The following is a 23,769-nucleotide window of genomic DNA, read 5'->3' on the forward strand; positions in this document are numbered from 1 at the left end:
CCCCCGGCATTTCCCGAGCCCCCGAGCCTTCCGAGGAGGCAGTCCCTGTGACCGCCCGCAAGCCGTCCAGCGAATCGTCCGAGCCCATCGAGGTCCCGCCCACGCCCAAGCCGGTGACCACCGAGGTCACCGCCTCGGCCCCGACGCCCGCCACCGCTCCGGTCACCGCGCCTGCCGGAACGGGCGCAACCGCCGGGTCCGCCCCGCCGCCTCCCGCCAAGCGCACGCGGGCCAAGCGGGCGACCGCGGCGTCCGGCACCCCGCCCCGTCCGCGCCGCGGCGGGGGCAGCAGGAACGTGCTGCCCGCCACCGCGCTGGACGACGCGGACCGGGGCCGTCTGCTCGCCGGTGACCACCACGACCCGCACGGAGTCCTGGGCGCGCACCCGGTCCCGGGCGGAGTCCTCTTCCGGGCGCTGCGCCCCTACGCACGCTCGGTGACCGTGCTGGTCGAGGGCAAGCGGACCGGGGCCGAGCTTCAGAGCGACGGCGACGGCTTCTTCTCCGGCGTCCTGGCCCTGCCCGCCGTGCCGGACGGGTACCGCCTGAAGGTCGCCTACGACGACAACACGATCGAGGTGGACGACCCGTACCGCTTCCTGCCCGCCATCGGCGAACTGGACCTGCACCTCATCGGCGAGGGCCGGCACGAGGAGCTCTGGCAGGCGCTCGGGGCACAGCCGATGGAGCACCAGGGTGTGGCGGGCACCCGGTTCACGGTCTGGGCGCCGAACGCGCGGGGCGTCCGCGTCGCGGGCGACTTCAACTACTGGGACGGCACGGCCTTCCCCATGCGCTCCCTCGGTTCCACCGGCGTGTGGGAGCTCTTCCTCCCCGGCGTCGGCGAGGGCGCCGTGTACAAGTACGACATCTGCCGGCCCGACGGATCGCACACCCAGCGCGCCGACCCGATGGCCCGGCACACCGAGGTGCCGCCCGCGACCGCCTCGGTGGTCACGGCCTCGCACCACGCGTGGCAGGACGCGGACTGGATGGCGCACCGGGGCGACCGCCCGGTCCACGAGGCCCCGTTCTCCGTCTACGAGATCCACCTCCCATCCTGGCGGCCGGGCCTCACCTACCGGCAGCTGGCCGCCCAGCTCCCCTCCTACGTGCGGGAGCTCGGCTTCACCCATGTGGAGCTGATGCCGGTCTCGGAGCACCCCTTCGGCGGCTCCTGGGGCTACCAGGTCACCGGGTTCTTCGCCCCGACCTCCCGAATGGGCACCCCGGACGACTTCCGCTTCCTGGTCGACGCGCTGCACGCGGCGGGCATCGGCGTCCTCATGGACTGGGTGCCTGCGCACTTCCCCCGCGACGACTGGGCCCTCGCCGAGTTCGACGGGCGCCCGCTGTACGAGCACTCCGATCCGAACCGGGCCGCGCACCCCGACTGGGGAACCCTGGAGTTCGACTACGGCCGCAAGGAGGTGCGCAACTTCCTCGTCTCCAACGCCACTTACTGGTGCGAGGAGTTCCACATCGACGGCCTGCGGGTCGACGCGGTCGCCTCCATGCTCTATCTCGACTACTCCCGCGAGGACGGGCAGTGGTCGCCGAACGAGTTCGGGGGCCGGGAGAACCTGGACGCGGTCGCCTTCCTCCAGGAGATGAACGCGACGGTCTACCGGCGCAACCCCGGCGTCGTCACGATGGCCGAGGAGTCCACGGCCTGGGACGGCGTCACCCGCGCCACGGACCACGGCGGCCTGGGCTTCGGCCTGAAGTGGAACATGGGCTGGATGCACGACTCCCTGGTCTACGTGTCCAAGGAGCCCGTCCACCGCAAGTACCACCACGACGAGATGACCTTCTCGATGGTGTACGCGTACAGCGAGAACTACGTGCTGCCGATCTCGCACGACGAGGTGGTGCACGGCAAGCAGGCGCTGGTCAGCAAGATGCCCGGCGACTGGTGGCAGCAGCGGGCGAACCACCGCGCCTACCTCGGCTTCATGTGGGCGCACCCGGGCAAGCAACTCCTCTTCATGGGCCAGGAGTTCGCCCAGGGAGCGGAGTGGTCCGAGGGGCACGGCCCGGACTGGTGGCTGCTCGACGAGACCTACGAGGCCTCCGGCGACCACCGGGGCGTACGCACCCTGGTCACGGACCTCAACGCGGTGTACAACGCGCTGCCCGCGCTGTGGCAGCGGGACACGTCGCCGGAGGGCTTCAGCTGGATCGACGGCGGCGCGGCCGAGGACAACGCGTTCTCGTTCGTCCGCTACGACGCGGACGGCTCGCCGCTGATCGCGGTCTCGCACTTCTCCCCGGTGGTGCGCCACGACTACCGCATCGGCGTACCGGACGGACCCGAGGCCTGGGTCGAGGTCCTCAACACGGACGCGGCCCGCTACGGCGGAAGCGACGTGCGCAACGAGGAGCCGCTGAAGCCGGAGGCGGTCGCGGCACACGGCCGCGACACCAGCATCACGCTGACGCTCCCGCCGCTGGCGACGGTCTGGCTGCGGCCGGCCTGACGGGACGGGACAGGGGTGGTGTGCCCGTGTCTCCGGGCACACCACCCCTCTTCCGCTGAGGCATTACCTTTCGTACATGCGCACATCAGCAACCGCACGCCTACGCCGGCCCTCGTCGTGAGCCTCGAAGTCAGCTGCACGCTGCAGGTCTACGAAGTCGAGTACGGGGACGATCATGGAGGCGTCTGCGTGGTGCGGTGCCTCAGCGGGGTGGTCCGGACCGGTCAGCTGTTCCTCTCCCCGACGACCGCCACCCCGGGGCCCGCGCCCGCCGTCACCCTCACCGCCACGAGGATCGAGTGCTACGGCCGTGAGGTCCCGTTCCTGGACCCTCCTCACACGGCCCGCGTCACGCTCTCCGGAGGGCCGATCACCGGACTCACGAGGGGGGCGGTCCTCTCGGCTGCTCTGCGGCCCACCGGCCCGCCGGTCTCCGCGCAGTTGGTGAACGACCAGGAGGCCGACGTCGTCGTCACCGCCGTGGCCTCGGTCGGTTCGTCGGTCGAGGTGGCCGGGGCCGCCGTCGCCGGCTTCATCGACCAGGTGAAGCACACCTCCTGGTGGTCCGAAGAGGTCCCGGCACCCCAGGTCGGCGATCAGCTGCATGTGGTGGTGCTGGACGACTCGCGAGATCCCGTCCGCCTCAGCGCCCTTCGGTCCGACATCGAGACCGCACGGACGTCACGCGCCCGCCGCCGGGCTACTTGAGCCTGCAGGAACAGGGCTTGCCCGTCCAGCCGCCCTTGGGCCCGGCGACCGTCTCACCGCCGACGGTGACCGGACATCACCTCGCGCGAGGCACGTGACGGACAGGTACCCCCGGAGGCGTCAGGGCGTCCGCATCAGGTTGCGCATGTTGCTCACCAGCGCGTGGACGTCGCGCTCGACAGGCGGTTCGGCCGGTGTGTCGCCAGACGTCCCGTCTCCCTCCTGGCAGCTGGCGCGGCAGGGGCGGCAGAGGCCGTCCGGGAGGCCGTCGGCCGGGCCGGGGCGGCCGCATTCGGCACACTCGACCAGGAGCTGGCGGCGTACGGCAGACGCCTCCAGGCCAGCGGTGGCGGCGGGCAGCCGAGGGGGGATCTTGTCGGTGAGGCGGCGGCGTACGAAGCCGACCGGCGAGCCGATCGGGGACGGGAGCCCTGAGGTGAGGGCCTGGGTGAGGTAGTCGGCGTCCACCCCCCGGGCGAACCACTCCGCAGCGAGCCGCTCCAGCGCGGCACAGTCCCCGGCGGAGAGGGCCAGCTGGGGTTCGAGGCGGCCGATCCGGGCCAGCGCGAGATACGCGGGCGAGGGAGCATCACCGGGAACGGCCGACGACCTCTGCTGCGGCACGGCGGGGCCGCTCGCCTCCTCCTGGGGCGCGGACGGCTCCGGCTCCGTCTCGGCGGGCACCCACGGCGGCGGAGGCGCAGGCACGTCCTGCACGTCCGGCGTCTCCCCTGCGAGGAAGGTGGCCCACCACTCGTTGTCGTGGGCGCGGCGGGACCAGTACGTACGCGTCACCCAGCGGCTCTGGCCGAGCGTTTCGACGCGGCAACGTACATGGCGGAGATGACCGGCTACCGCGAGCGCGCGCAGGGCGGTTCCGATGGCCATCTGCCCGTACAGCGGAAGATCCTTGGCCAGCGACTTGATGTCCATGGCCGCGCCGTCGGGGAGATGGTCGACGTAACCGGCGACGTATCGCTCACGCTCCGGGAGAAGGGCGAAGTCCCCTGCCTGAGATGGAGGTTGGTTATGCACGGAGCGCTTGCCGTAGCCGGTGCGGGCCTGGCGGTACGAGCGCGAGGGTGCAGGCGCGCACGGAGCGGAGCTAGGGTGCTGGGTAGCCACGGGATCGGCCTCTTCGATCTTGGGGTGAGACCCCGGCTGGTGCGTCCAACACCGCGCCGGGGTCGTTACGTTGTGGGCACCGTAAGCACCCGCGACTCTGCGCCGCAAGTCGGTCACAATTAGTCATACTTGCTGGCCGTGACGGGTGGGGCGGGTGGGTAGGTTTCCCCAAACCCCTTTCTGTACCCCCGGATGAAGAACACCGCTCGAATCCCGGCACCCGGATACCGACCCCCGAATCCCGAAGCTCAAGCGTCGGGCCGGGAGCCTCGCACGTACCCACGGACGAGTGACGGGACCACATCCGATGCTCGAACCTCGGCATCAGGGACTCGGGTCCCGAGACTCAAGCTTCGGATGGGCTACGGCCTGACACCCCCGCGCAGGGATGAGAGCACCAGCCGCCCGTAACGTGTCGCGAGAGCACCGGCGGTCACGACCACGGAAATGCCGAGCGCGACGAGTAGGTGGCTGACGGATTCGTCACCGACAACCTGAAGCACGCCGAGCGAGGTTCCGAGCGGCAGGCCCAGGACCGTGAGCGCTCCCAGTGCGCCGCTGATCTGCTGGCTCTCCTGCGTCTGCACCAACCGGCTGTAGTCAGCGGCCTCCGCCAGGATCTCCCCGAAACGGTCGGGCAGCCGATGTTGGTTCTGGAAGGCGAGCAGCAGCTCGTTGGCCGGGCCGTGGGCAGTCAGGTGCTGGCGCCAGTAGGTACTTCGGAAGGTCGCGATGCTGCGCTCCAACGTGGCGACTCTCCGTGCCAGCCGCCTGGCATCGAAGACATCCGAGAGTTCGTCGGTGAGTTCGTCGATATGGTCACGCTGCAGCGACCCGAGCAGCAGCGCGTCCAGGTAGACGGTGCGCGAGTGCAGGGCCCCGAAGGCGTAGAAGTCCCCGTCCCCCGTATCGGCTCGGTGGCCGAGGAAGGCAGCTCCCTGCCGTAACACCAGGGCGCTCCAGTCCGCCGAGATGCGTACGGCGTTACCGAGCTCCACGGCGGCGGTCTCCGGGGCGAGTGGAAAGTCGGCCGGGGTCGACCGCGACGCCAGCTGCCACAGCCAGCGATCGGCAGTGTCCGGAAGTTCCCCTTCATAGCCTGCGCGGAGTGCAGGACCGTGACCGGCCTCGGGGGTAAGGAAAGCGACGGTATAGGGGCGGGAGATGGCGAACGTTCCCGTCGCGCTGGTCACTTCGGCCAGGCCGGCAAGGAGCGCCGCAGGATCCAGCGGACCGGAGAGCATCGCGGCGTCACCATCGGCGGCAGCCCGCCCGGCTATCGCACGCACCACAGGCAGGAGAGGCCTGGCAACCGTGAAGTGCAGCACTGCAAGGGCGTGATCAGGGTTGCGGGCGGTGGCCGTGCGGAGAAGCTCCATGCCGATGAGGTGCACGCCGTCATGTACGACCGATGTCGGCCGGTACCAGCGGCGCGGCCTGCCCGGTGCGCCGTACAGGACGCGCGCGGAGGCGGGGGCGAAGTACGTCGCCCTCGTCTCCGCGTCGGTGCGGCGGCTGCCCAGTTCGAACGGAAACGGCCCCTGGTCCCATTCCGGAGTTCGCAGCAGGCGCACGGGCACGACAACCGTCAGCTCCTGGCGAGCACCTGTGACGGTTTCAAGGGGAAGCGGCGCGGTCATCCGTAGTACTCGGACGGGTCGGGCTGGTCGAGTCGGATGACGAACTCGGCTCGGTCGGGGCTGGCATTCGAGACGTAGAAGCGGACAGGTTCTCCCGTACGGATGGTCCGGAACCCCTCGGTCACGATCTGCCGGTAGTCGAAGCCGTAGTACCGCTGATCCTCGTCATCCTGGACGATGTAGGACCCGAGGCTGCCGTTCACTCCCCCACCGCTCGACCGCCGGTCGACGATCGTTCCGTGGCGAGGCTCGCCGCTCATACCGTCGTCTCCTCGGTGGCTGTGACATCTTCCACGCATCGGAAACCCACCGCGTTGCTCCCACCGCGCTTTCGGTAGATCCCCTTGCTGCTCACCTGTACCGCGCGCATCGGATTGTCGTAGCTGCCACCGCAGATGACGGCCTCACCGGGATCCCCCAGACTGGTGGACGTCCACTCCCAGCAGTTGCCCACCATGTCCACAACGCCGAACGGAGAACGGTTACCGGGCCGTTCGGTCGCCGGGGTCACCCATGCCCTGCGTACAGCGTCGCCCGCAAAATCCTCGTACCAGGCTTGGTAGGTGACAACGGAGTGCCCGACCCATGAGTCCGCACAGTTGACCAAGGCGGCGTCCGGGGCATCGCCCCACGGGAACAGCCGCCCGTCCGTACCGCGCGCCGCGGCTTCCCATTCCAAGGACGTAGGCAACCTCTTGCCCTCGAATGCAGCGAAGGCGTAGGCACTCCACCAGTTGACGCAGACAGCCGGGTACGCATCGAAGCGTGCGTCCGTGTAGTAGCCGGCCTCGCGCAACCGGTCGGTCCACGGGTGGTGCGTGACATTGGCCGGCTGGTCGGGATGATCCCATGGAGAGGTGCCGTCGCTGTTGAGCGCTTCGAGGAAGCGGCGGTAGCGCGCCACGGTCACGGCGTCACGATCAAAGCGTACGGATCGCGGTACTCGGCGCAGAAGGAGCCGTTCCGCGGGGCCGACGAGATAGGTACCGGCGGGCAGGACGCAGTCGTCGGTCGCCGGGCTCCCGGGCAGGCCCGCGAGGAACGCCCGTACCTGCTCGGTGATGAATGCGCCGCCCGGTACATCCGCCGCCGTGTCCCGGTGTTCGGCCTCAGCCAGATACCGCGCAGCCAGTAGCGCCTGGTAGGCAGTGTGCACGAAGGCGACCTGGTCGGAGCCCGCCTGGCGTAGCAGAGGAAGGAACACACAGGCGTCGAAGGCGAGCCGCCCGCCGGTGAACGCGCTCATCCCCAACGCCCGGTGCAGGTCGAGAAGGGAAAAGACGGTCTGGTCGGTCAGAAATGCGTGCCCGAACGAAGCGGTCATGCGCTCTTCGATGCCTGTTCGGCCATGGGCGGCCAGTGTCTGCGCGATGTGCGCACCAAGGATGTCGGCGAGGGGCTGACCGGGAGGAAGCGCCAGTGACGCTGTGAGTCGCTTCTCCAACGGTGTCGCATCAGGTTCGGCGAGGCGTACGAGGTGGAAGTGCGGGACCCTCGCCGGGTCGACTCCATTGGCGTACATCTGCTCGACGAGCTGCTCGGAACGGCCTGCTCTGCTGTCCAACAGCTGGCGTACCTGTGGCGAGTCGGCCAGAAAGGACACCCGCGAGCTCATGACCACGGCGGACTCGGCAGAGAGCACAGCCGCGAGGTCCGCGAAGAGCCGCAGGAAGCCGGCAGGGCTTGATTCCTCTACACCTTCGTCAACCGCGTCGAGAATACAGAGCGCGGTGCCTGAGCGGATCAGGTAGAGGAAGAGGTCGTAGGCACAGGAGCGGTCCGACTCCATGGACGGCGCCAGGAGCCTCCCGGCGTACTCAGAGAACGGCTCGTCCTTGGGTTTGAGCCCGAGATCGAAGTAGAAGCGGAACCGCCGGGTTCCGGGGTTGGACGCCAGGGAGCGCAGAAGGGTGCTTTTCCCGCTTCCGGAGCGGCCGGTAACGAGCACGTTGGCGCTGCCCCGAGCGAGGCGGGTGAGTAGCTCCGCCGCATCCTCGGACTCCGCCATCCGGGATTCACCGGTGTGCGGGTCGGTGGACAGTACGGCTGCACTGACCGCGACGTGGGGCTCTACGTGCCCGACCGAGGACGAGATGGCCCCGATATGTGTATCGAGGTTGATGAGTGTCTCGACGAAGCCGTCGTAACGGACGATGCGGAAGTCGAGTCCGAGCAGGTCGTGAAGTGCGCCGGAGGCCGCGCTGCCGTTGTCGTCCTCCAGAACGACGAACCTGGTGAGCTTGGGCAACCGGGTCCGCAGCAACTCGCCGCCGGTGGTGGCGAGGACCGTGCTCAGTTCGTCGGCCTCCTGGGAGAGCATGAGTTCCACGTACTCGAACCGCATGCCTGATTCGCGGCAGAACAGCTGGTAGACGGTATCGGGGCTGAGAACGAAGCGCTTGGCCTGCCGATAGCCCAGGGTGACGTACAGGCCTGCCAGGAACTCACAGCGTCTGGCCACCTCTGGGGCCACATCGGGTTCTCCACCGAGGAGCGCCGTACTTCCCGTGTTCGTGAACCAGACCAGCACATCCACGAGGCGTCGCACTGCCAGGAGGCCGTCCTCGTCGCTGATGTCGTATCCGTCGTGCGTGGAGCGGTTGCGGAGCCGGCGGATGTCGTCGAGGGCGTCCATCACCGTGCTGCTGCGGATGTGCGGACGGCAGCGCTTGACCAGGTCGTTCAACGCCTTGGTCGTGGGGTCGCCCTCGATGTTGTGGTGACGCCATAACTCCTTGAGGAGCTTCTCGGTCAGCTTCCCGACGAGAGCCACTGCATTCTCGGGATAGCCGTCGTTGAGGCTGCGCAGGGGACGCTCGAGGTCGAGTCCGAGGTGGTCCGCGATCCGCGAATGATCGTCCAGTTCGCTCCGGAGCCGACGCAGTCGTTCATCAACCACAGTGCTCATTCGCCCCCACCTCGCGGCTTCTCCGCTTCACCCAGGACGAAGGCGAATCGGTCGGGAAACACAAGGACGGGCTCGGGGTGAGCTGCGCTCATCTCTTCGATGCCCTTCTCGATCTCATCGTCGCTGAACGTGGAGAGCAGCGACATGTAGCGAGCGCGCACCATGCCGAAGTATCTGTCCCGGTCGATGCGCAGCTCGTGCTCGACGTGGGTGAGCTCGGCCTTCATTCCGGCGGACTCCAGATGCCCCACGATGTCGGCCGGGTCCGGCTGGAGCTCCTCGAAACGGGTGAGTGCCGCGTTGAACAGCGGATACCGGATCGAGGCCGGGAGCATCACCACCAGCAGGCGCCCACCGGGCGCCAGCCGAGCAGCCAGTCCTCGCAGTGTCCGCGCCGGGTCCGGGAGATGGTGGACCGACTCCTTCAACCACATCGCGTCGAGCTGGCCCTGCGGCAGCTCGACGTCGCCATCAGCGATGTTTTCCGCCGAGGCAAGGACCGGCATCAGGCCTGGCGGGGGTGGCGTGCCGATCTGGCGCAGCATCGCTTCCGACGGGTCCGCGCAGAGGACAGGGTGGGTGGGCCGGACAGCCTTCGTCACCTCTCGCGCGAAAAGCCCTGTGCCACAACCGATGTCGGCGATGCGGTCAGCGGCCGTAAGCCGTAGCCCTTCGGCGATGCGAGCCGCCATCCAGGGAACGTAGCTCGGCCCGTAGACCCAGTGATCGTCGTAGGCGGCGGCGAGTCCTTCGTAGTGCCCTCGTACATCGCGCCGCTCCACAGTCCCCCCTCACACGTCACCGGACCGGATGACGTCCTGGTCGGCGCCAGGCTATCGCGGAGTGCGCGACCACCAACAGCGTGTAATGCGCCGCTTGTCCTGCGCTGCCCAGCGAGCGCATCCGGGAAGAACACTGGCGGCCACTCCACACCGAGATGACAAGTCCACCGAAAGGCGGCCAGGAAGGATGCGCACCACGCGGCCGGGGTGCACCGGCAAGGCTTGCGGCACCCGGACGATCCACCGTCATCTGCGTCACCGTGACGTCTCGCCGCCCAGCAGTGCGGGGGACGTCACGGCCTGCCACGCCAGGTCACGCAGGCGCCTCGTAGCAATGCACGGTCACAGTCTGGGCCGGCTCCCACCGCTGTTCCACGGTGGTCACCTCGGCGCCCGGTCCGCACGCTTGCTCCACAGGCCGGGGTCGCGTCCCCTGCCTCACCACGGCTTCCGCACACGGGATCCCGAAGACCGGAGGGGCACCGGGTTGCCCGGCGCGTCGAGCCACACCACGTGGCCGCGATGATCAACGGTGAGGCCGAACCGGTCGAAGCCTGGGCGACCCTGCCGGTCCCACCACAGCCACGCGGTCTCCAGTTCATGCCACAGATCGCGACGCCCCGACTGCACGACACGGAAGGCGGCCTCCCCGCGCACGTAATCGGCCGACGCCCAACTCGTCCGTCCCCTGTCGAACAGCCACAGCCGGTAGGAGTCCTCCTCCACGTCCGATACACGGCAGAACATGTCCGGGACCTGCACACCGATCGCGAACATGTGGATCCACCCGCCGACGTCATCAGGTGACAGCGTCGTCCTGGACTCCACACCCCCGGCCGGCCAGAGGGCCTCGTCGACGAAGTCGCTCGTGGGCGGCAGGGACTTCCTCTGCTCGCGGAGCCTCATGAAGGCCGACGAGCCGACGAACCGGCCGGTCAGAGTTCCGGCCTCCGTGACCGTGAGCTTGGCCAACGCCTCACCTCCGTACAAGGGGCCCCAGGGGGCCACGATCACCGACCCCGGTTTGGCCTGGCCCGTCCACTGGCCCGGAATGCTCCCGACCGAGCACGTGGCGATGATCCGGTCGTACGGCGCATCCTGGCCGTAGCCGCGCGTGCCATCGCCGACGATGACCTTCGGGTGGAAGTCCGCAGCCATGAGCCGGGCGCGGGCCGTGGCTGCGATCTGCGCGTCCACCTCGACCGTGACGACGTTCATGTCTCCGAGCCGGTGGCACAGCAGAGCTGCGTTCCAGCCCGTACCCGTGCCGATCTCCAGCACCCGGTGACCTGCCTCGACGTCCAGCGCCGCAAGCATGGAGAACACCATCGTGGGGTTCGAGTTGGAGCAGGACGGCGTACGGCCCCGCCCAGGGCCCGTGTATTTCCCGTCGTCCCACTGTGTCGTGATCGGCGCGTCCGTCCAGACGGCCTCCCACCACGACTCCGGAGTCTCCGACCGGATCACCCGGTCGTCCTGACGGTTCATTCCCGCTCTTCCCGGCCAGATGACATCCGGAACGAAGACGTGACGGGACACCGCCTTGAAGGCCGGCAGCCAGTCCGACGTCAGCGCGCCTTTTTTCATGAGCCCGGAGGCCAGCCCGTCAGGACCGGCCTCCGACATCCTCTCCTCGGACACGATCAGCGCCCGTCCGCCGGGGTCTGTCCGTCGCTGCTGTTACCGCCTTCGTCAGAGCCGCCTCCGCCGTGCTTGTTGCCGGAGTCGCTGTCGTCCTGCGGGTTGCCTCCATCGGCCTCAAGCGTCCAGAACGGGTTCATAGGAGTGTCCTCTCGTGGGTTCTTCGAATCGTTCACCTGCAACCCGCCCTGCCGAGGGCGGGGGTGTGGCCCTGCCTCCCTGAGCTCGAACCGAGGCCGGGGAGGCGGGGGGTCAGGGGGTCGGGTCGTCCTTCACTCGGAAGTACTCCCTGACCATGCGGTCCAGCTCGGCGATGCAAGCCGGACAGCCGTACATCGGTGGGTCCATCCCTCGTGACGAGACAGACCCGAGCCGTATCACCCGCAGTCCGGCGCGTCGTCCGTGCCGCCGGCACCGGCCGGCCGCCCACTGGCCGCCGCCCGCTCCGGACTGCCCAGGACCGGGCGGCTCCCGGGACGGTAGTCACGGGGCGGCAAGGCAAAGCGGGCAGTTCACAGCACGAGCCCAGATGTCCTTCTCGTCAACGGCCTTGCCCTCACCGCATACCGACTTCAACTCACGCGTCCGCCCGGGGTCATCAAGCGGTCCGATGAGCCTGTGCACGGTCATGACGTCTTCTCCGACAGTGCCCGGCGCCCACTCGCCCATTTCATCGGGCCGCGTCTTCGCGCTCATTTCCCCCCCTTCTGCCGTTGCCAATGAATCCTGCCGACTGCCACCAGTTGCCGCTCCATCACTTCCGGTACGGCGAAAGCACTGCGGATTCCACGCCCCGCGTCCACTTTGGAGCAGAGTTCTTCACCCTCAAGCCCGTTCGACCCTTCGATGCGGGTGGTTCGCCATCTCTTCGTTGCAGCTCCGGACCGTGACCAAATTCCCTGCCGCGTACGCTGACGCTCGCTGCCGCGACAGCGCTCCGCACACGTCGCACCCGTCCACAGGCACGGGCTCAAGGGCGGGCGTGTGAAGCACGGATACAGCCGGGGGACCGCTCACCGTTCGAACCCGCTTCCGAAGTCCGGCCTCAACCTCTCTGAGCACACTCGTGCTCGGTATGGCGTATCCGGTGCGTGGCACCCAGTCCGGAACCAGTCGCCAGAACGCACCCGCGTCGATCCGTGTGGCCGGCTCGTCGGCGTCACTGCGGCGTTGCTGGGGACTGGGTGACTTGGAAGTGTGCTACTTCCGGGGCAAGGTCCGCTCCTCTCCGTAGCCGTACCGCTACCGGGCTCACCCAGCGTGACGTAGGGTCAGGATTCCTTCAACTGAGCGGGAACGAAGGAAGGATTGGACGGCGGAATGGTCAACCGCAAGGAATTGAACCCTGAGAGCAGCCCCCGAGCAGCCTTTGGTGCCCGGATGCGCAGGTTACGAGAGAGTAGAGGCTGGAGCCAGGAAGAGTTGGCTGAAAGCCTGGCATATTCCGGTCAGCATATTTCCGCTGTGGAAACTAGCCGGAAGCCGCCAACTCTCCCCTTCTCACGCAAAGCCGATCTCGTCTTCGGCATTACCGATTCCGCCGATTCGTTCGAGCGCGAGTGGCGCGAGATCCGGCACGGCTCGCTACTGGAGGGCTTCCCGCAGTACGTCGGGCACGAAGGCCGAGCTGTAGAGATCCGGCTCTACAACATTGGGATCATTCCCGGCCTGTTGCAGACGCCGGAGTACGCCCGAGTGTTGGCGGACAGCGCCGTACGGCGGGGTGCCATCACGCCCGCACAAGCGGATGAACGTGTCTCGTTCCTGGCGGAGCGACAGGCGGCGCTGGCTCGACCCCGGCCACCCATGATGTTCGTGACCATGGACGAGAGCTGCATCCGCCGGCCCATCGGCGGAGCCGACGTCATGGCCGCCCAGTTGGAACATCTGGTCGAGTTCGCCGGGCAGCCGAACACGCTGCTTCAGGTGGCACCGTTCGAGATTGGCGAGCGACGCACGTTCGACCTGCCCGTCAACCTCCTGACGCTGCCGGATCGGTCCGTGATCTGCTATGCCGAGTCGCAGGCTCAGGGGCACCTGGACCGAGAGAGCACTTCCGTCATGCCCATGCTGACGGCCTACCATCAACTACAGGCCGAGGCGCTGTCGCAAGCAGCGTCCGTAGCCATGATCAGCCAGTTGCGAAAGGGCACCCCGTGACGACCGAATCCCCCCGTTGGTTCAAGTCCTCGTACAGCAACAACGGCGGTGACTGCATCGAGGTCGCCGCCAACCTCGTCGCCCCGCACGGCATCGTTCCCGTGCGTGACTCCAAGGACCCGAGTGGCCCAGTTCTGCATTTCGCCGCCTGCGCGTTCGCTTCGTTCGTGGCCGACGTGAAGACCCGGGACTCCTCCGGCCTCTGACCTACTCCAGGCGCCCGGCCAGATCCCCGCCACTCCAGCGGCTTCGGAGTGGCGGGGATCTTCGCCTGCGGACTGCGCCTCCGCCAGCGCCGGTTCGGTCACGCCGGACGTACGGCCGGTGCCGCGACAGCGCATCGGTCAGGCATAGATCGGGACCACCTCGACCTTGGCGCCCATCCCCTGCAGCGCCACGTCGGTCTGCAGCAAGGACACCTGCGAGAACGCGAACAACGACTCCGCGGTGATGGGGACGCCGTACTTCAGGCGGATGGCCAGGACCACGGTCGGCGTGGCCAGGATGTCCTCGGGCCGCAAATCCGGGCGCAGCTCGGCAACGCGGGCGAGGAACTGTTCCCGTACCTCGACGTCGTAGCGCAGCGCCTCGATCGCCGTGCGGGCCTGGGCGAACAGGTGGCTCAGCCCGGAGCTCCCGGAGTCGGCCTTCTTGACCATGATCAGCTGACCTTCGGGGCCCAGGAGGTCGCAGATCTCGAGGCCGCCGCCGCGGAACGTCTTCGTGCGGACCGTCTTCTTGTCGAAGAGGTCATAGCCCGGCTGCCGGTCCGCCTCCTCGTTGAACCAGCCCTCGTCCTTGCCCTTGGGCCAGACCGGCAGGGTCACCTTGTGCGGCCGGTGCAGCACTTCCGTGATGTCGCGCTTGAGCGCCTCGACGAACTCGGCGCCGATCTCGTACCAGCTGCCCTGCCAGTAGAAGTGGTGGGCTGCCCCGCTCAGCACCTCGGCCCTGCTGGCCGCCGTGCCCGTACCGGACGGCACCGGCTCCCGCCCTCGGGCACTGACCGGAGAGGTCCCGGACCCGGGCAGCCCCCCGCCCGGCTGCCGCTTCCACCCCCGCTGCCCGCTCGCCGTCGACCGCTGCCGGACCGACGAGCCGGTCCTGCTGGGGCTCCCGGGGGCGGCGGAGTCCGAGGTGGCCTGCTGGGTCGCACAGGCCGGGGAACCGGCTGCGGTCGGGTGAGACACCGGGCGGCCGGCCGCGAAGGCCTTCGAGGGTGCCGCGGGCCCCGAGTCGAACTTTTCGCGGTGAGAGGTGGAGGGTGCCGACGCGGACAGGGAAACTGGGGGGAGCGGTCTGCCGACCGTGACGGGCGAGCGGGGGAGCAGTTTTGACGCGGGACAACAGTCTGCACGTGGGACCGCCGTCGGCACCGGACAGGTACCGGTTACGCAGGTCGATCGGGCGTGGCGGAGAGGCCGTGCTGTACCTCGCGGATCTGGAACTCTCCGGTGGCGCCGAGCCCGTGGTGGTCAAGGTGCTGGACACGCGCAGGACCATGACCGAGGAGCGGTTCGCCGGAGCCAGCGCCGATTGGAGCGAGCAGGCGGAACTACTGCGTTTCCTCCACCGACCCGGGATCGTCGGGGTGCGGGAGCACTTCGAGGGGGCGCCGCCGCATCCGCGCGGGGAGGCCGAGGACACGCCGGCCCGGGCGCTCTGCCTCGTCATGAACCACGTGAAGGGCCTCGACCTGCGGGAGTGGCGGGCCGAGCGAACCCTGGGCACGGCGACCGAGCGACGAGAGGCGCTGCGTACGCTGGTGCAACTGGCCGAGGTGCTGGACTGGTTGCACTCCGGGCGGGCGACGCCGTCCGGGCGCGTGGTCGTCCACGGCGACCTGTCCCCCGGCAACGTGATGGTGGACGACGACGGGCAGGCGACCCTGGTCGACTTCGGGCTCAGCAAGGTCGCGCCCGACCGCCGGACCGCCGAAGTGTGGTTCACACCCGGTTTCGCGGCACCGGAGGTGTACGAGGGCCTGCGGTCGGCGGCAGCCGACCGCTACGCCTTCGGGGCCCTCGCCTACTTCCTGCTCAGTGGCGAGGACCCACCGAGCAGTTGTGAGCAGTTGCGGAACCGCCTCGCACAACTGCCGTGGATCGCGGAGCTGCCCGCGGCGCAGGTCGGCGCGCTCCAGGCGGTGTGCGACCCTGACCCGCAGCGTCGACCGGACTCGCTGGTGACCTGGGTCGACCGGCTGCGGCGCGGAGTCCTCACCACGACGTCCGCATCGCCACAGCCTGCGACGGCACCGGCCCTGGCACGCCCGTCCGGCCCGCCGCTCCCGCCCCACCCTCCGACACAGCCGGCCTCGGCACCAGCACCAGCACCGGCTCCGGCCGCTGCCGCGGTCCGGGCGGGACAGGACGGCCGGCGGGCCGGACCCTCACGGCGCAGGGCTCTGCTGGGAGCCGCGGTCGCGGTACCGGTGGTGGCGGCCGGGACCTTCTGGGCGGTGCCCTTCTTCGGCGACGACCAGGACAGGGCGAACAGCCGCCCTCCGGCAGCCACGCCCACGTCCACGCCCCTGCCCACACCCACCACGTCCCCGTCCGGCGCCTCCGGCACACCGTCGGCCGAGCCGGACGCCGAGCCGGACGCCGGGGAGAGCGCACCTGCGGCGGAGGAACCGGAGCGCCTGGTCATGACGGTCATGGAGCCGGTGACGGGCGGCAGGAACTTCCAGGGCGAGGGCGCCGTCATCAACACGGAGAAGTTCACCGAGGCCGTGACCTACCGGACCACCTGTCACGAAGGGAAAGCCACCTACCACCTGGGCCGTGAGTGGTCCTCACTCGCCTTCACCGCGGGAATCGAGGACACCTCCGACGACACACGCATGCGGCTGACCGTCCGGGGGGACGACAGGGTCCTGACGACAAGCACGCTCACCCTCGGCGCTTCGAGGAAGGTGAAGCTCGACGTGTCCGGTGTCCTGCGGCTGCACGTGGAGATCACTCCGGTCTACTCGACCTGCGACCTGGTCAGCGACTCGGTGGCCGCGCTCGGCGACCCCACGCTCACCAATCCCTGAGGTGCCGGGTGTTCACGGTGTCCGGAGTGCGGCACCGTGCCGCGCCCGCCGTGCCGCCAGGTCTTCCGGCCGGCCCCGGTGCCCGGGCGCGCCCGGAACTCAGACCGCCGCCGGCAGCCAGTCCTCCAGTTCCTGGAGCAGGCGGCGCCTGGGGCGGGCGCCCACCATCGACTTCACCGGTTCGCCGTCCTGGAACACCATCAGGGTCGGCATGGACAGCACCGCGTAGCGGCTCGTGATGTCCGGGTTGTGGTCCACGTCGATCTGGACGACCTTGAGGCGTCCGGCCTCCTCCCGGGCGATCGAGCTGAGCACGGGGGCGAGCTGGCGGCACGGGCCGCACCAGTCGGCCGTGAATTCGACCAGGACCGGCAGTCCTGCTCCCAGGACCTCCGCGTCGAACGTCGTGTCGGTGACCTCCGCGACACCTTCTGCGTGGATCATTCGTCGTCCTCCCAGTTCAGTTCACATCGTGGTTCGGGGCCGCCCGGCACCTCGGCCGAGGCCTCCAGCTCGGCGCGGGCCAGCTGGGCGCCCACGTCGGCCCGGACGCCCCGCAACTGGTCGATCAGCGCGTCCAGTTCGCCGAGCTTGCGCCGGTAGACGGCCAGCGAGGCGGGACAGGCGTCGCCCGCCGGGTGGCCGGCGCGCAGGCAGTCGACGAAGGGGCGGGTCTCCTCCAGGTCGAACCCGAAGTCCTGGAGGGTCCGGATCTGCTGGATCAGCCGCAGGTCGCTCTCGTCGTACGTGCGGTAGCCGTTCTCCGCGCGGCGTGCCGGCAGCAGGCCCCGTGACTCGTAGTACCGCAGGGTCCGTGTCGTCGTCCCGGCGCGTCCGGCCAGCTCCCCGATTCGCATACCGCGACCGTAATCCTTGACGTCGGCGTCAAGGCAAGTGCTCGACTCCTTCGGGAAGCAGAGGCGCCAGGGCCATTGACGGTCGCCCCGGACGCATCTAAACAAGTCTGAGAGCGCTCTCAGGCACAACCTTCCCGGCACCGTCCCCACCGGAGGTTCCCTTGCGTACGAGCCGCACCATCCCCCACAGACGTACGACGTTCCTCGCCGCCCTCACCGCCCTGGTCCTCGCCCTCGCCGCGGCGCTCACCGTGGCCGGTTCCGGGTCCGCCCGCGGTGACGTACCGACGGCGCCCGGCTGGAACCTGCAGTGGAGCGACGACTTCAACGGCGCGAACCGCGCCCTGCCGTCCTCCGCGAACTGGCAGATCGACACGGGGCACGGCTATCCCGGAGGACCGGGCAACTGGGGCACCGGCGAGATCCAGAACTACACCGCCAGCCCCGACAACGTCAGCCTCGACGGCAGCGGCAACCTCCGGATCACCCCGCTCCGCGACAGCGCGGGCAACTGGACCTCCGGCCGCATCGAGACCAAGCGGGCCGACTTCAAGGCCCCGGCGGGCGGCACCCTGCGCATCGAGGGCCGCGTCCAGATGCCGAACGTGACCGGCAACGCCGCGCTCGGCTACTGGCCGGCCTTCTGGGCACTCGGCTCGCCCTACCGCGGCAACTACTGGAACTGGCCGGGCATCGGCGAGTTCGACATCATGGAGAACGTCAACGGCATCAACTCCGTCTGGGGCGTGCTGCACTGCGGCGTCAACCCGGGCGGCCCGTGCAACGAGACCACCGGCCTCGGCAACAGCCGTACCTGCCCCGGCGCGAGCTGCCAGTCCGCCTTCCACACCTACCGGTTCGAGTGGGACCGCGCCGTCACGCCCAACGCCCTGCGCTGGTACGTCGACGGCCAGCTCTTCCACAGCGTCACCCAGAACCAGCTGCCCGCCGCGACCTGGACGGACATGACGGACCACGCCGGGTACTTCCTCCTGCTGAACCTCGCGATCGGCGGCGCCTTCCCGAACGCCCTCGGCGGCTCCACCCCGACCGCCGAGACGGTGCCGGGGCGGCCCATGCTGGTCGACTACGTGGGCGTCTGGACCAAGGGCGGCGGCGGTACCACCGACCCGCCCACCGATCCGCCGACCGGCTCCTCCACCCTCGCCCTGCGCAGCGCCGGCGGTCTCGGCGCAGCCCAGTCCGCCGCTTCCTCGGTGACGGTCGCCTCGGCCGGCGGCGGCAACTACGACGGCACCCCGCACAGCCCGCAGACCTTCACGGCGACGGGCGTCACCCGGGCGTACGACGGCGGCTCGACCCAGTTCGACGTGTTCGCCGACTCGGGCACCACCATCGCGAACGGGCAGCAGGTGCGGGTGAGTTACGACCGTACGAGCGACGGGACCTGGGACCGGACGGAGACGTACAACTACTTCGCCACCGACCCCGTCAACGGGTACGAGCACTACACCCAGGCCAAGGGTCTCAAGGCCTCCACCGGGAGCCACGGCGATCTGGCCGACGGCACGGTGAAGGTGGAGATCTGGAACGCCATCGGCAACGGGCCGGGCACCGTGGGCGTCGGCAACCAGTCGGTCGTCCACATCCCGTACGGCTGACCGGCGCACCGCCCGTAGGACGTCAGACGGCGGTGGCCCCGCCCGGACAGACGGCCGCGGCCGGTACGGGAGTCCCGTACCGGCCGCGTTCACGTGCCCGGGGGCTACGCCTTGACGAGGGAGGGCTGCTCCTCCTCGCCGTCCCGGGCGTCCGGGACGTGCGGCTCGCCGCCGTGGGCGTCGTCCGTCATCGTCTTCTCGTCGAACGGGAGGGCGCCGGACAGGACCTGGTCCACCCGCTCCCGGTCGATCTCCTTGGTCCAGGTGCCGACCAGCACCGTGGCGACCGCGTTGCCCGCGAAGTTCGTCAGGGCGCGGGCCTCGCTCATGAAGCGGTCGATGCCGACGATCAGGCCGACACCGTCGACCAGCTCGGGACGGTGCGACTGGAGCCCGCCCGCGAGGGTGGCGAGACCGGCGCCGGTGACGCCCGCCGCGCCCTTGGAGGCGATCACCATGAAGACCAGCAGCGAGATCTGCTCCCCGATGCTCAGCGGGTCGCCCGTGGCGTTGGCGATGAAGAGCGAGGCCATCGTGAGGTAGATCGCGGTGCCGTCGAGGTTGAAGGAGTAGCCGGTCGGCACGGTGATGCCGACGACGGGCTTGCTGACGCCCATGTGCTCCATCTTCGCGATCAGCCGCGGCAGGGCCGACTCGGACGAGGAGGTCGAGAGGATCAGCAGAAACTCACGGCCCAGGTACTTCAGCAGGGAGAGGATGTTGACCCCGGCCACCAGGCGCAGGATCGCGCCCAGGATCAGGAAGACGAAGAGCGCGCAGGTGACGTAGAAGCCGATCATGATGATCGCGAGGGACTTCAGCGCGTCGACGCCGGTCTCGCCGACCACCGCCGCCATCGCGCCGAACGCGCCGACCGGGGCGGCCCACATGATCATGGCCAGGATGCGGAAGACGAGGCGCTGGATGTGGCCGATGCCCCGGATGACCGGTTCTCCGGCCGAGCCCATGGCCTGGAGCGCGAAGCCCGCGAGCAGGGCGATGAGCAGGGTCTGGAGGACCTCGCCCTCGGTGAAGGAGGACACCATGGTGGTGGGGATGATGCCGAGCAGGAAGTCGACGGTGGACTCGCTGGCCCCCGACGCCTGCTTCTCACCCGCGGCGCGGGCCGCCTCGGTGAGGTGGAGGCTCGAACCGGGCTCCAGGAGGTTGCCGACGACCAGGCCGATCGCCAGGGCGACGGTCGACATCACCAGGAAGTAGCCGAGGGCCAGACCACCGACGGCGCCGACCTTGGCGGCCTTCCGCACGGAGCCGACCCCGAGCACGATCGTGCAGAAGATGATCGGCGAGATCATCATCTTGATGAGGTTGACGAAGCCTGTGCCGATCGGCTTCAGCTCCACGGCGAAGTCGGGAACCACCAGGCCCACCGTGATGCCGAGCACCACGGCGGCGATCACGGCCAGGTAGAGATAGTGGGTGCGGTCCCGTCGTGCGGCCTTCTCTGCCACGGGGGTCTCCTCGGGTATGCGGCGGCTCCCCGTCCCTGGGGGCCCCGGTGACTATTCACTTCCCTGTGACGGCCGTCACCCTTGCGTTCATAACGTTCACAGACGCTTATCGGCCACCTTGGGCCGCCGGGCGCCGCCAGGCAGACTGGGGGGCATGCGCCTGCCCCGTACCCGCCCCCGCAGCCTGGCCGGCCAGCTGTTCGCGATGCAGGCCCTGCTCGTGGCCGCGGTCGTGGCCGGGTGTGCCTTCTTCGCGTACGCGTCCGGCCGGTCCCAGGCCGAGGAGACCGCGGCCCGCCAGGTGCGGGCGGCCGCGCTCGCCATGGCCGGATCGCCGTCGGTGCGGGAGGCGATCCGTACCCCGGACCCGTCCGCCGTACTCCAGCCGTACGCGGAGCGGGTCCGCGCGGACACCGGGATCGCCTTCGTCACGATCATGGATCCGGACGGGGTCCGCTGGACCCATCCCGACCCCTCCCAGATCGGCAGGAGCTTCATCGGGCACACCGAGCGCGCCCTGCTCGGCGAGACGTTCGAGGAGACCTACACCGGCACGCTCGGCCCCTCGATACGTGTGGTCACGCCCGTCCGCGACGGGGACAGGATCGTCGGCCTGGTCAGCGCGGGCATCACCGTCGAGCGGGTGTCCACACAGGTACGCGAGCAGCTCGGCGCCCTGGGGACGGCGGCGGGCGTGGCGCTGGCGCTCGGGGCGCTGGGTACGTACGTGATCAACGCCCGGCTGCGGCGGCACACCCACGGGATGAACGCCCGGGAGCTGAGCCGTATGCACACCTACCACGAGGCGACCCTGCACGCGGTGCGTGAGGGGCTGCTGATGCTGGACGGGCAGCGCAGGGTCGCCCTGATCAACGACGCGGGCCGGGAGCTGCTGGGGCTGGCACCGGGTTCGGTCGGGCGCCGGGTCGACCAGCTCTCGTTGCCCGCGCCGCTGACCGGGGCGCTCCTGGCCTCGGAGCCGCGGGTGGACGAGGTCCACCTGACGGCGGACCGGGTGATCGTCGTCAACACCAGTCCGGTGGTGGGTGGTGAGCGGCGCGGCACGGTCGTGACGCTGCGGGACCACACGGAGCTGCAGGCCCTGTCGGGCGAGCTCGACTCGGAGCGTGGCTTCACGCAGGCGCTGCGTTCACAGGCGCACGAGGCGGCGAACCGGCTGCACACCGTGGTCTCGCTGATCGAGCTGGGCCGCGTCGAGGAGGCCGTGGACTTCGCGACGGCGGAGCTGGAGCTCGCCCAGGTCCTCACGGACCGGGTGGTGGGCGCGGTCGCCGAACCGGTCCTCGCGGCCCTGCTGCTCGGCAAGGCGGCGCAGGCGCACGAGCGCGGTGTGGAGCTGGTGCTCGCCGAGGACAGCCTGATCGACGACGGGGCCCTGCCCCGCTCACTGGCGCCGCGTGACCTGGTGACGATCCTCGGGAACCTGATCGACAACGCGGTGGACGCCGCGTCCGAGACGGCGACGGGCGACGCCGGCGGCTCCGTCCCCGCGCAGCGGACCCCGGCACGTGCCCTGGTCACCGTGACCGCGCGGACCGAGTCCGGCGAGCTGCTGCTGCGGGTGGCGGACACCGGTGCCGGGATCGGCCCGGACGACGCGGACGAGGTGTTCCGGCGCGGCTGGACCACCCACGGCACGGGTCGCGGCCTCGGCCTGGCGCTCGTGCGGCAGGCGGTCCACCGCAACGGCGGGGAGGTGACGCTGGACCGGGCTCCGGGCGGCGGCGCGGAGTTCACGGTGCGGCTGCCCCGGCCGGCCGCACGGCGGCGGTGGTGGCACCGTGATCCGGGTGCTGGTCGTGGAGGACGACCCGGTGGCGGCGGACGCGCACCAGCTGTACGTGGGCCGGGTGCCGGGCTTCGAGGTCGCCGCCGTCGCCCACTCGCGGGCGGAGGCCGTACGGGCGCTGGACCGGACGGAGGTCGACCTGCTGCTGCTCGACCTCTACCTGCCCGACGGGCACGGTCTGCAGCTGCTGCGTTCGCTGAGGGCGGCCGGTCACGGTGCCGACGTCATCGCGGTGACGTCGGCGCGCGACCTGGCGGTGGTGCGGGAGGGCGTGTCGCTCGGCGTCGTGCAGTACGTCCTGAAGCCGTTCACCTATCCCACGCTGAGGGACCGTCTCGTGCGGTACGCCGAGTTCCGGGCGGCGGCGGGCGAGGCGAGCGGCCAGGAGGAGGTGGACCGGGCGCTGGGCGCGCTGCGGGTGGCCGACCCGGTCATGCTGCCCAAGGGGCTGAGCGGCCCGACGCTGGAGGCGGTGACCCGCGCCCTGCGGGAGGCACCGGACGGGGTGACCGCGGCGGCCGCCGGGGAGGGGCTGGGGATCTCCCGGATCACCGCCCGGCGCTATCTGGAGCACCTGGTGACGGTCGGCCGGGCCGGGCGGCGCCCGAGCTACGGCCAGGTCGGCCGGCCCGAGCTGCACTACCACTGGGTGGCCGAAACCCGCTGATGGTCCTGTGCGCCACCCGGGAGCAGCCCTAGGAGGATCATACGAAGGGTGAACTGATAGGAACAGCCTGTAGCCAGGCGGTTCGCAGCCTTCTACGGTGGGGCCGTGCACCCCACCCCGCCCTTCAACGCCCCCGCCGCGCGACGCCTCCGCGAGGCTCTGGGAATGGCTCCCGGACATGTTGCGTACGGGCTCGGCGCCCAGTACGGCATGCGTGTCACGGCCGAGACCGTGATGGCCTGGGAGCGCGGAACGGCCCTGCCCGGCGAACGCGAACTCATGGCGCTGGCCGGTGTGCTGTGGTGCGCGCCGGGCGATCTGCTGGCCGCCGCGAGCACCTTGCGCGAGCACCGCATCGCCCGGGACCTCGCCGTCGACGACCTGGCGCGGACACTGGGGATGACGGCCTCCGCCTACCAGCGGATCGAGGAGTCGGGCCGCTGGCGCGGCAACGAGCGCCAGGCCGTGGCGCTCTGCGACGCGCTGGACATGTCGGCGGCCCAGTTCCTGACGGCGACGGGCAGGAACGAGGAGCTGGCGGGTCTGCTGACACGGGCGGTCACGACCCGCTGGCAGGCCTACGTGCGGCCGGTGGACAAGCTCGTGCCGCTGGACCGGATCCTGGTCCAGAACGTGCTGGAGCAACTGCACGCCGACTACCAGGCCCTGATGGTCTCCACCCTGAGCTGGAACACCACGGGCCGGGACCGTGCGGGGACGGCGGGCGAGGAGGGGCGGGAGTTCCTGGACCGGGTGGTGGAGGAGTTCTGGCGGACCGCGGGCATCTGAGCCGCGCGGCTCCCGGAACGTCCACGGGGCGACGGCAGCGGCCCTGAACGTCCACCGGGCGACGGCAG

Annotated in this window: 21 protein-coding genes and 1 pseudogene; 10 read left to right on the plus strand and 12 right to left on the minus strand. The window is 69.8% G+C overall.

Features of this window, described 5'->3' with window-relative positions; genetic code table 11:
* The first annotated feature begins 47 nt into the window (after window positions 1–47).
* Window positions 48–2,480 carry a 1,4-alpha-glucan branching enzyme gene (gene glgB, locus P8A20_RS10985; protein ID WP_306103424.1) on the plus strand — a complete coding sequence of 811 codons (2,433 nt, stop codon included), beginning with the start codon at window positions 48–50 and terminating at the stop codon, window positions 2,478–2,480.
* A gap of 117 nt (window positions 2,481–2,597) precedes the next feature.
* A complete protein-coding gene (locus P8A20_RS10990) occupies window positions 2,598–3,188 on the plus strand; it encodes a hypothetical protein (protein WP_261988660.1) in 591 nt (196 codons plus the stop codon).
* A gap of 120 nt (window positions 3,189–3,308) precedes the next feature.
* Here P8A20_RS10990 and P8A20_RS10995 read toward each other — a convergent pair whose 3' ends face one another.
* From P8A20_RS10995 to P8A20_RS11030, 8 genes are all read right to left on the minus strand, one after another.
* The gene (locus tag P8A20_RS10995) at window positions 3,309–4,313 is read right to left on the minus strand and encodes a MarR family transcriptional regulator (protein WP_147959570.1); all 1,005 of its coding nucleotides are present in this window, start codon (window positions 4,311–4,313) and stop codon (window positions 3,309–3,311) included.
* A 362-nt stretch (window positions 4,314–4,675) separates the two neighbouring features.
* Window positions 4,676–5,953 (minus strand): hypothetical protein, encoded by a 1,278-nt coding sequence (locus P8A20_RS11000; protein WP_147959569.1) that lies wholly within the window; start codon window positions 5,951–5,953, stop codon window positions 4,676–4,678.
* On the minus strand, window positions 5,950–6,213 hold the full coding sequence (locus tag P8A20_RS11005) for a hypothetical protein (protein WP_147959568.1): 264 nt from the start codon (window positions 6,211–6,213) through the stop codon (window positions 5,950–5,952). Before P8A20_RS11005 ends, P8A20_RS11000 begins: the two co-directional genes overlap by 4 nt.
* Window positions 6,210–8,861, minus strand: a complete 2,652-nt coding sequence (locus P8A20_RS11010) for an SUMF1/EgtB/PvdO family nonheme iron enzyme (protein ID WP_306103425.1) — start codon at window positions 8,859–8,861, stop codon at window positions 6,210–6,212. The genes P8A20_RS11005 and P8A20_RS11010 overlap by 4 nt, the downstream gene beginning before the upstream one ends.
* On the minus strand, window positions 8,858–9,553 hold the full coding sequence (locus tag P8A20_RS11015; RefSeq protein ID WP_306103426.1) for a class I SAM-dependent methyltransferase: 696 nt from the start codon (window positions 9,551–9,553) through the stop codon (window positions 8,858–8,860). Before P8A20_RS11015 ends, P8A20_RS11010 begins: the two co-directional genes overlap by 4 nt.
* A gap of 528 nt (window positions 9,554–10,081) precedes the next feature.
* Window positions 10,082–11,284, minus strand: coding sequence for a methyltransferase domain-containing protein (locus P8A20_RS11020; protein WP_371934393.1), 1,203 nt, complete (start codon window positions 11,282–11,284; stop codon window positions 10,082–10,084).
* Between the two features lie 2 nt (window positions 11,285–11,286).
* On the minus strand, window positions 11,287–11,424 hold the full coding sequence (locus P8A20_RS11025; protein ID WP_306103427.1) for a hypothetical protein: 138 nt from the start codon (window positions 11,422–11,424) through the stop codon (window positions 11,287–11,289).
* Window positions 11,425–11,767: 343 nt separating this feature from the next.
* Window positions 11,768–11,980, minus strand: a complete 213-nt coding sequence (locus P8A20_RS11030) for a hypothetical protein (protein ID WP_306103428.1) — start codon at window positions 11,978–11,980, stop codon at window positions 11,768–11,770.
* 624 nt (window positions 11,981–12,604) lie between these two features.
* On the opposite strand from P8A20_RS11030, the gene P8A20_RS11035 reads away from it, so the two are divergent.
* Both P8A20_RS11035 and P8A20_RS11040 read left to right on the plus strand, forming a co-directional pair.
* A complete protein-coding gene (locus tag P8A20_RS11035) occupies window positions 12,605–13,444 on the plus strand; it encodes a helix-turn-helix domain-containing protein (RefSeq protein ID WP_306103429.1) in 840 nt (279 codons plus the stop codon).
* Window positions 13,441–13,650 carry a DUF397 domain-containing protein gene (locus P8A20_RS11040; protein WP_147959567.1) on the plus strand — a complete coding sequence of 70 codons (210 nt, stop codon included), beginning with the start codon at window positions 13,441–13,443 and terminating at the stop codon, window positions 13,648–13,650. Before P8A20_RS11035 ends, P8A20_RS11040 begins: the two co-directional genes overlap by 4 nt.
* 138 nt (window positions 13,651–13,788) lie before the next feature.
* Here the strand turns inward: P8A20_RS11040 and P8A20_RS11045 are convergent, their stop codons facing one another.
* Window positions 13,789–14,427 carry a DUF6119 family protein gene (locus tag P8A20_RS11045; protein ID WP_306103430.1) on the minus strand — a complete coding sequence of 213 codons (639 nt, stop codon included), beginning with the start codon at window positions 14,425–14,427 and terminating at the stop codon, window positions 13,789–13,791.
* Between P8A20_RS11045 and P8A20_RS11050 the strand changes: the two genes are divergently transcribed.
* Window positions 14,408–14,629 carry an oligopeptide/dipeptide ABC transporter ATP-binding protein gene (locus tag P8A20_RS11050; protein WP_261988658.1) on the plus strand — a complete coding sequence of 74 codons (222 nt, stop codon included), beginning with the start codon at window positions 14,408–14,410 and terminating at the stop codon, window positions 14,627–14,629. The genes P8A20_RS11045 and P8A20_RS11050 overlap by 20 nt on opposite strands.
* A 172-nt stretch (window positions 14,630–14,801) precedes the next feature.
* Complete coding sequence (locus P8A20_RS11055; RefSeq protein WP_306103431.1) at window positions 14,802–16,484, plus strand: protein kinase domain-containing protein; 1,683 nt, start codon at window positions 14,802–14,804, stop codon at window positions 16,482–16,484.
* Window positions 16,485–16,583: 99 nt separating this feature from the next.
* Here P8A20_RS11055 and trxA read toward each other — a convergent pair whose 3' ends face one another.
* Both trxA and P8A20_RS11065 read right to left on the minus strand, forming a co-directional pair.
* The gene (gene trxA, locus P8A20_RS11060) at window positions 16,584–16,928 is read right to left on the minus strand and encodes a thioredoxin (RefSeq protein ID WP_306103432.1); all 345 of its coding nucleotides are present in this window, start codon (window positions 16,926–16,928) and stop codon (window positions 16,584–16,586) included.
* Window positions 16,925–17,341, minus strand: a complete 417-nt coding sequence (locus P8A20_RS11065; RefSeq protein WP_306103433.1) for a MerR family transcriptional regulator — start codon at window positions 17,339–17,341, stop codon at window positions 16,925–16,927. Before P8A20_RS11065 ends, trxA begins: the two co-directional genes overlap by 4 nt.
* 161 nt (window positions 17,342–17,502) lie before the next feature.
* On the opposite strand from P8A20_RS11065, the gene P8A20_RS11070 reads away from it, so the two are divergent.
* Window positions 17,503–18,963 (plus strand): family 16 glycosylhydrolase, encoded by a 1,461-nt coding sequence (locus P8A20_RS11070; protein ID WP_306103434.1) that lies wholly within the window; start codon window positions 17,503–17,505, stop codon window positions 18,961–18,963.
* Between the two features lie 104 nt (window positions 18,964–19,067).
* Here P8A20_RS11070 and P8A20_RS11075 read toward each other — a convergent pair whose 3' ends face one another.
* Window positions 19,068–20,435 (minus strand): cation:dicarboxylate symporter family transporter, encoded by a 1,368-nt coding sequence (locus P8A20_RS11075; RefSeq protein WP_147959563.1) that lies wholly within the window; start codon window positions 20,433–20,435, stop codon window positions 19,068–19,070.
* A 154-nt stretch (window positions 20,436–20,589) separates the two neighbouring features.
* On the opposite strand from P8A20_RS11075, the pseudogene P8A20_RS11080 reads away from it, so the two are divergent.
* The 3 genes and pseudogenes from P8A20_RS11080 to P8A20_RS11090 all read left to right on the plus strand — a co-directional run.
* Window positions 20,590–22,206: pseudogene (locus P8A20_RS11080) on the plus strand (sensor histidine kinase); the annotation flags it as partial.
* A gap of 31 nt (window positions 22,207–22,237) precedes the next feature.
* Window positions 22,238–22,912: a response regulator gene (locus P8A20_RS11085; RefSeq protein WP_306105139.1), complete on the plus strand. Its 675-nt coding sequence runs from the start codon at window positions 22,238–22,240 to the stop codon at window positions 22,910–22,912.
* A 165-nt stretch (window positions 22,913–23,077) separates the two neighbouring features.
* Window positions 23,078–23,701, plus strand: a complete 624-nt coding sequence (locus tag P8A20_RS11090) for a helix-turn-helix domain-containing protein (RefSeq protein ID WP_147959560.1) — start codon at window positions 23,078–23,080, stop codon at window positions 23,699–23,701.
* The last annotated feature ends 68 nt before the right edge of the window (window positions 23,702–23,769 follow it).

Origin of the sequence: Streptomyces sp. Alt3 (assembly GCF_030719215.1) — a bacterium.
In the GTDB taxonomy this organism is placed as follows: Bacteria; Actinomycetota; Actinomycetes; order Streptomycetales; family Streptomycetaceae; genus Streptomyces; species Streptomyces glycanivorans.

Coding starts and splice junctions, on each gene's coding strand:
- P8A20_RS11000 (WP_147959569.1), bottom strand. CDS start 5,953: ATGACCGCGCCGCTTCCCCTTGAAACCGTCACAGGTGCTCGCCAGGAG.
- P8A20_RS11005 (WP_147959568.1), bottom strand. CDS start 6,213: ATGAGCGGCGAGCCTCGCCACGGAACGATCGTCGACCGGCGGTCGAGC.
- P8A20_RS11010 (WP_306103425.1), bottom strand. CDS start 8,861: ATGAGCACTGTGGTTGATGAACGACTGCGTCGGCTCCGGAGCGAACTG.
- P8A20_RS11015 (WP_306103426.1), bottom strand. CDS start 9,553: ATGGCGGCTCGCATCGCCGAAGGGCTACGGCTTACGGCCGCTGACCGC.
- P8A20_RS11025 (WP_306103427.1), bottom strand. CDS start 11,424: ATGAACCCGTTCTGGACGCTTGAGGCCGATGGAGGCAACCCGCAGGAC.
- P8A20_RS11030 (WP_306103428.1), bottom strand. CDS start 11,980: ATGAGCGCGAAGACGCGGCCCGATGAAATGGGCGAGTGGGCGCCGGGC.
- P8A20_RS11035 (WP_306103429.1), top strand. CDS start 12,605: ATGGTCAACCGCAAGGAATTGAACCCTGAGAGCAGCCCCCGAGCAGCC.
- trxA (WP_306103432.1), bottom strand. CDS start 16,928: ATGATCCACGCAGAAGGTGTCGCGGAGGTCACCGACACGACGTTCGAC.
- P8A20_RS11065 (WP_306103433.1), bottom strand. CDS start 17,341: ATGCGAATCGGGGAGCTGGCCGGACGCGCCGGGACGACGACACGGACC.
- P8A20_RS11090 (WP_147959560.1), top strand. CDS start 23,078: ATGGCTCCCGGACATGTTGCGTACGGGCTCGGCGCCCAGTACGGCATG.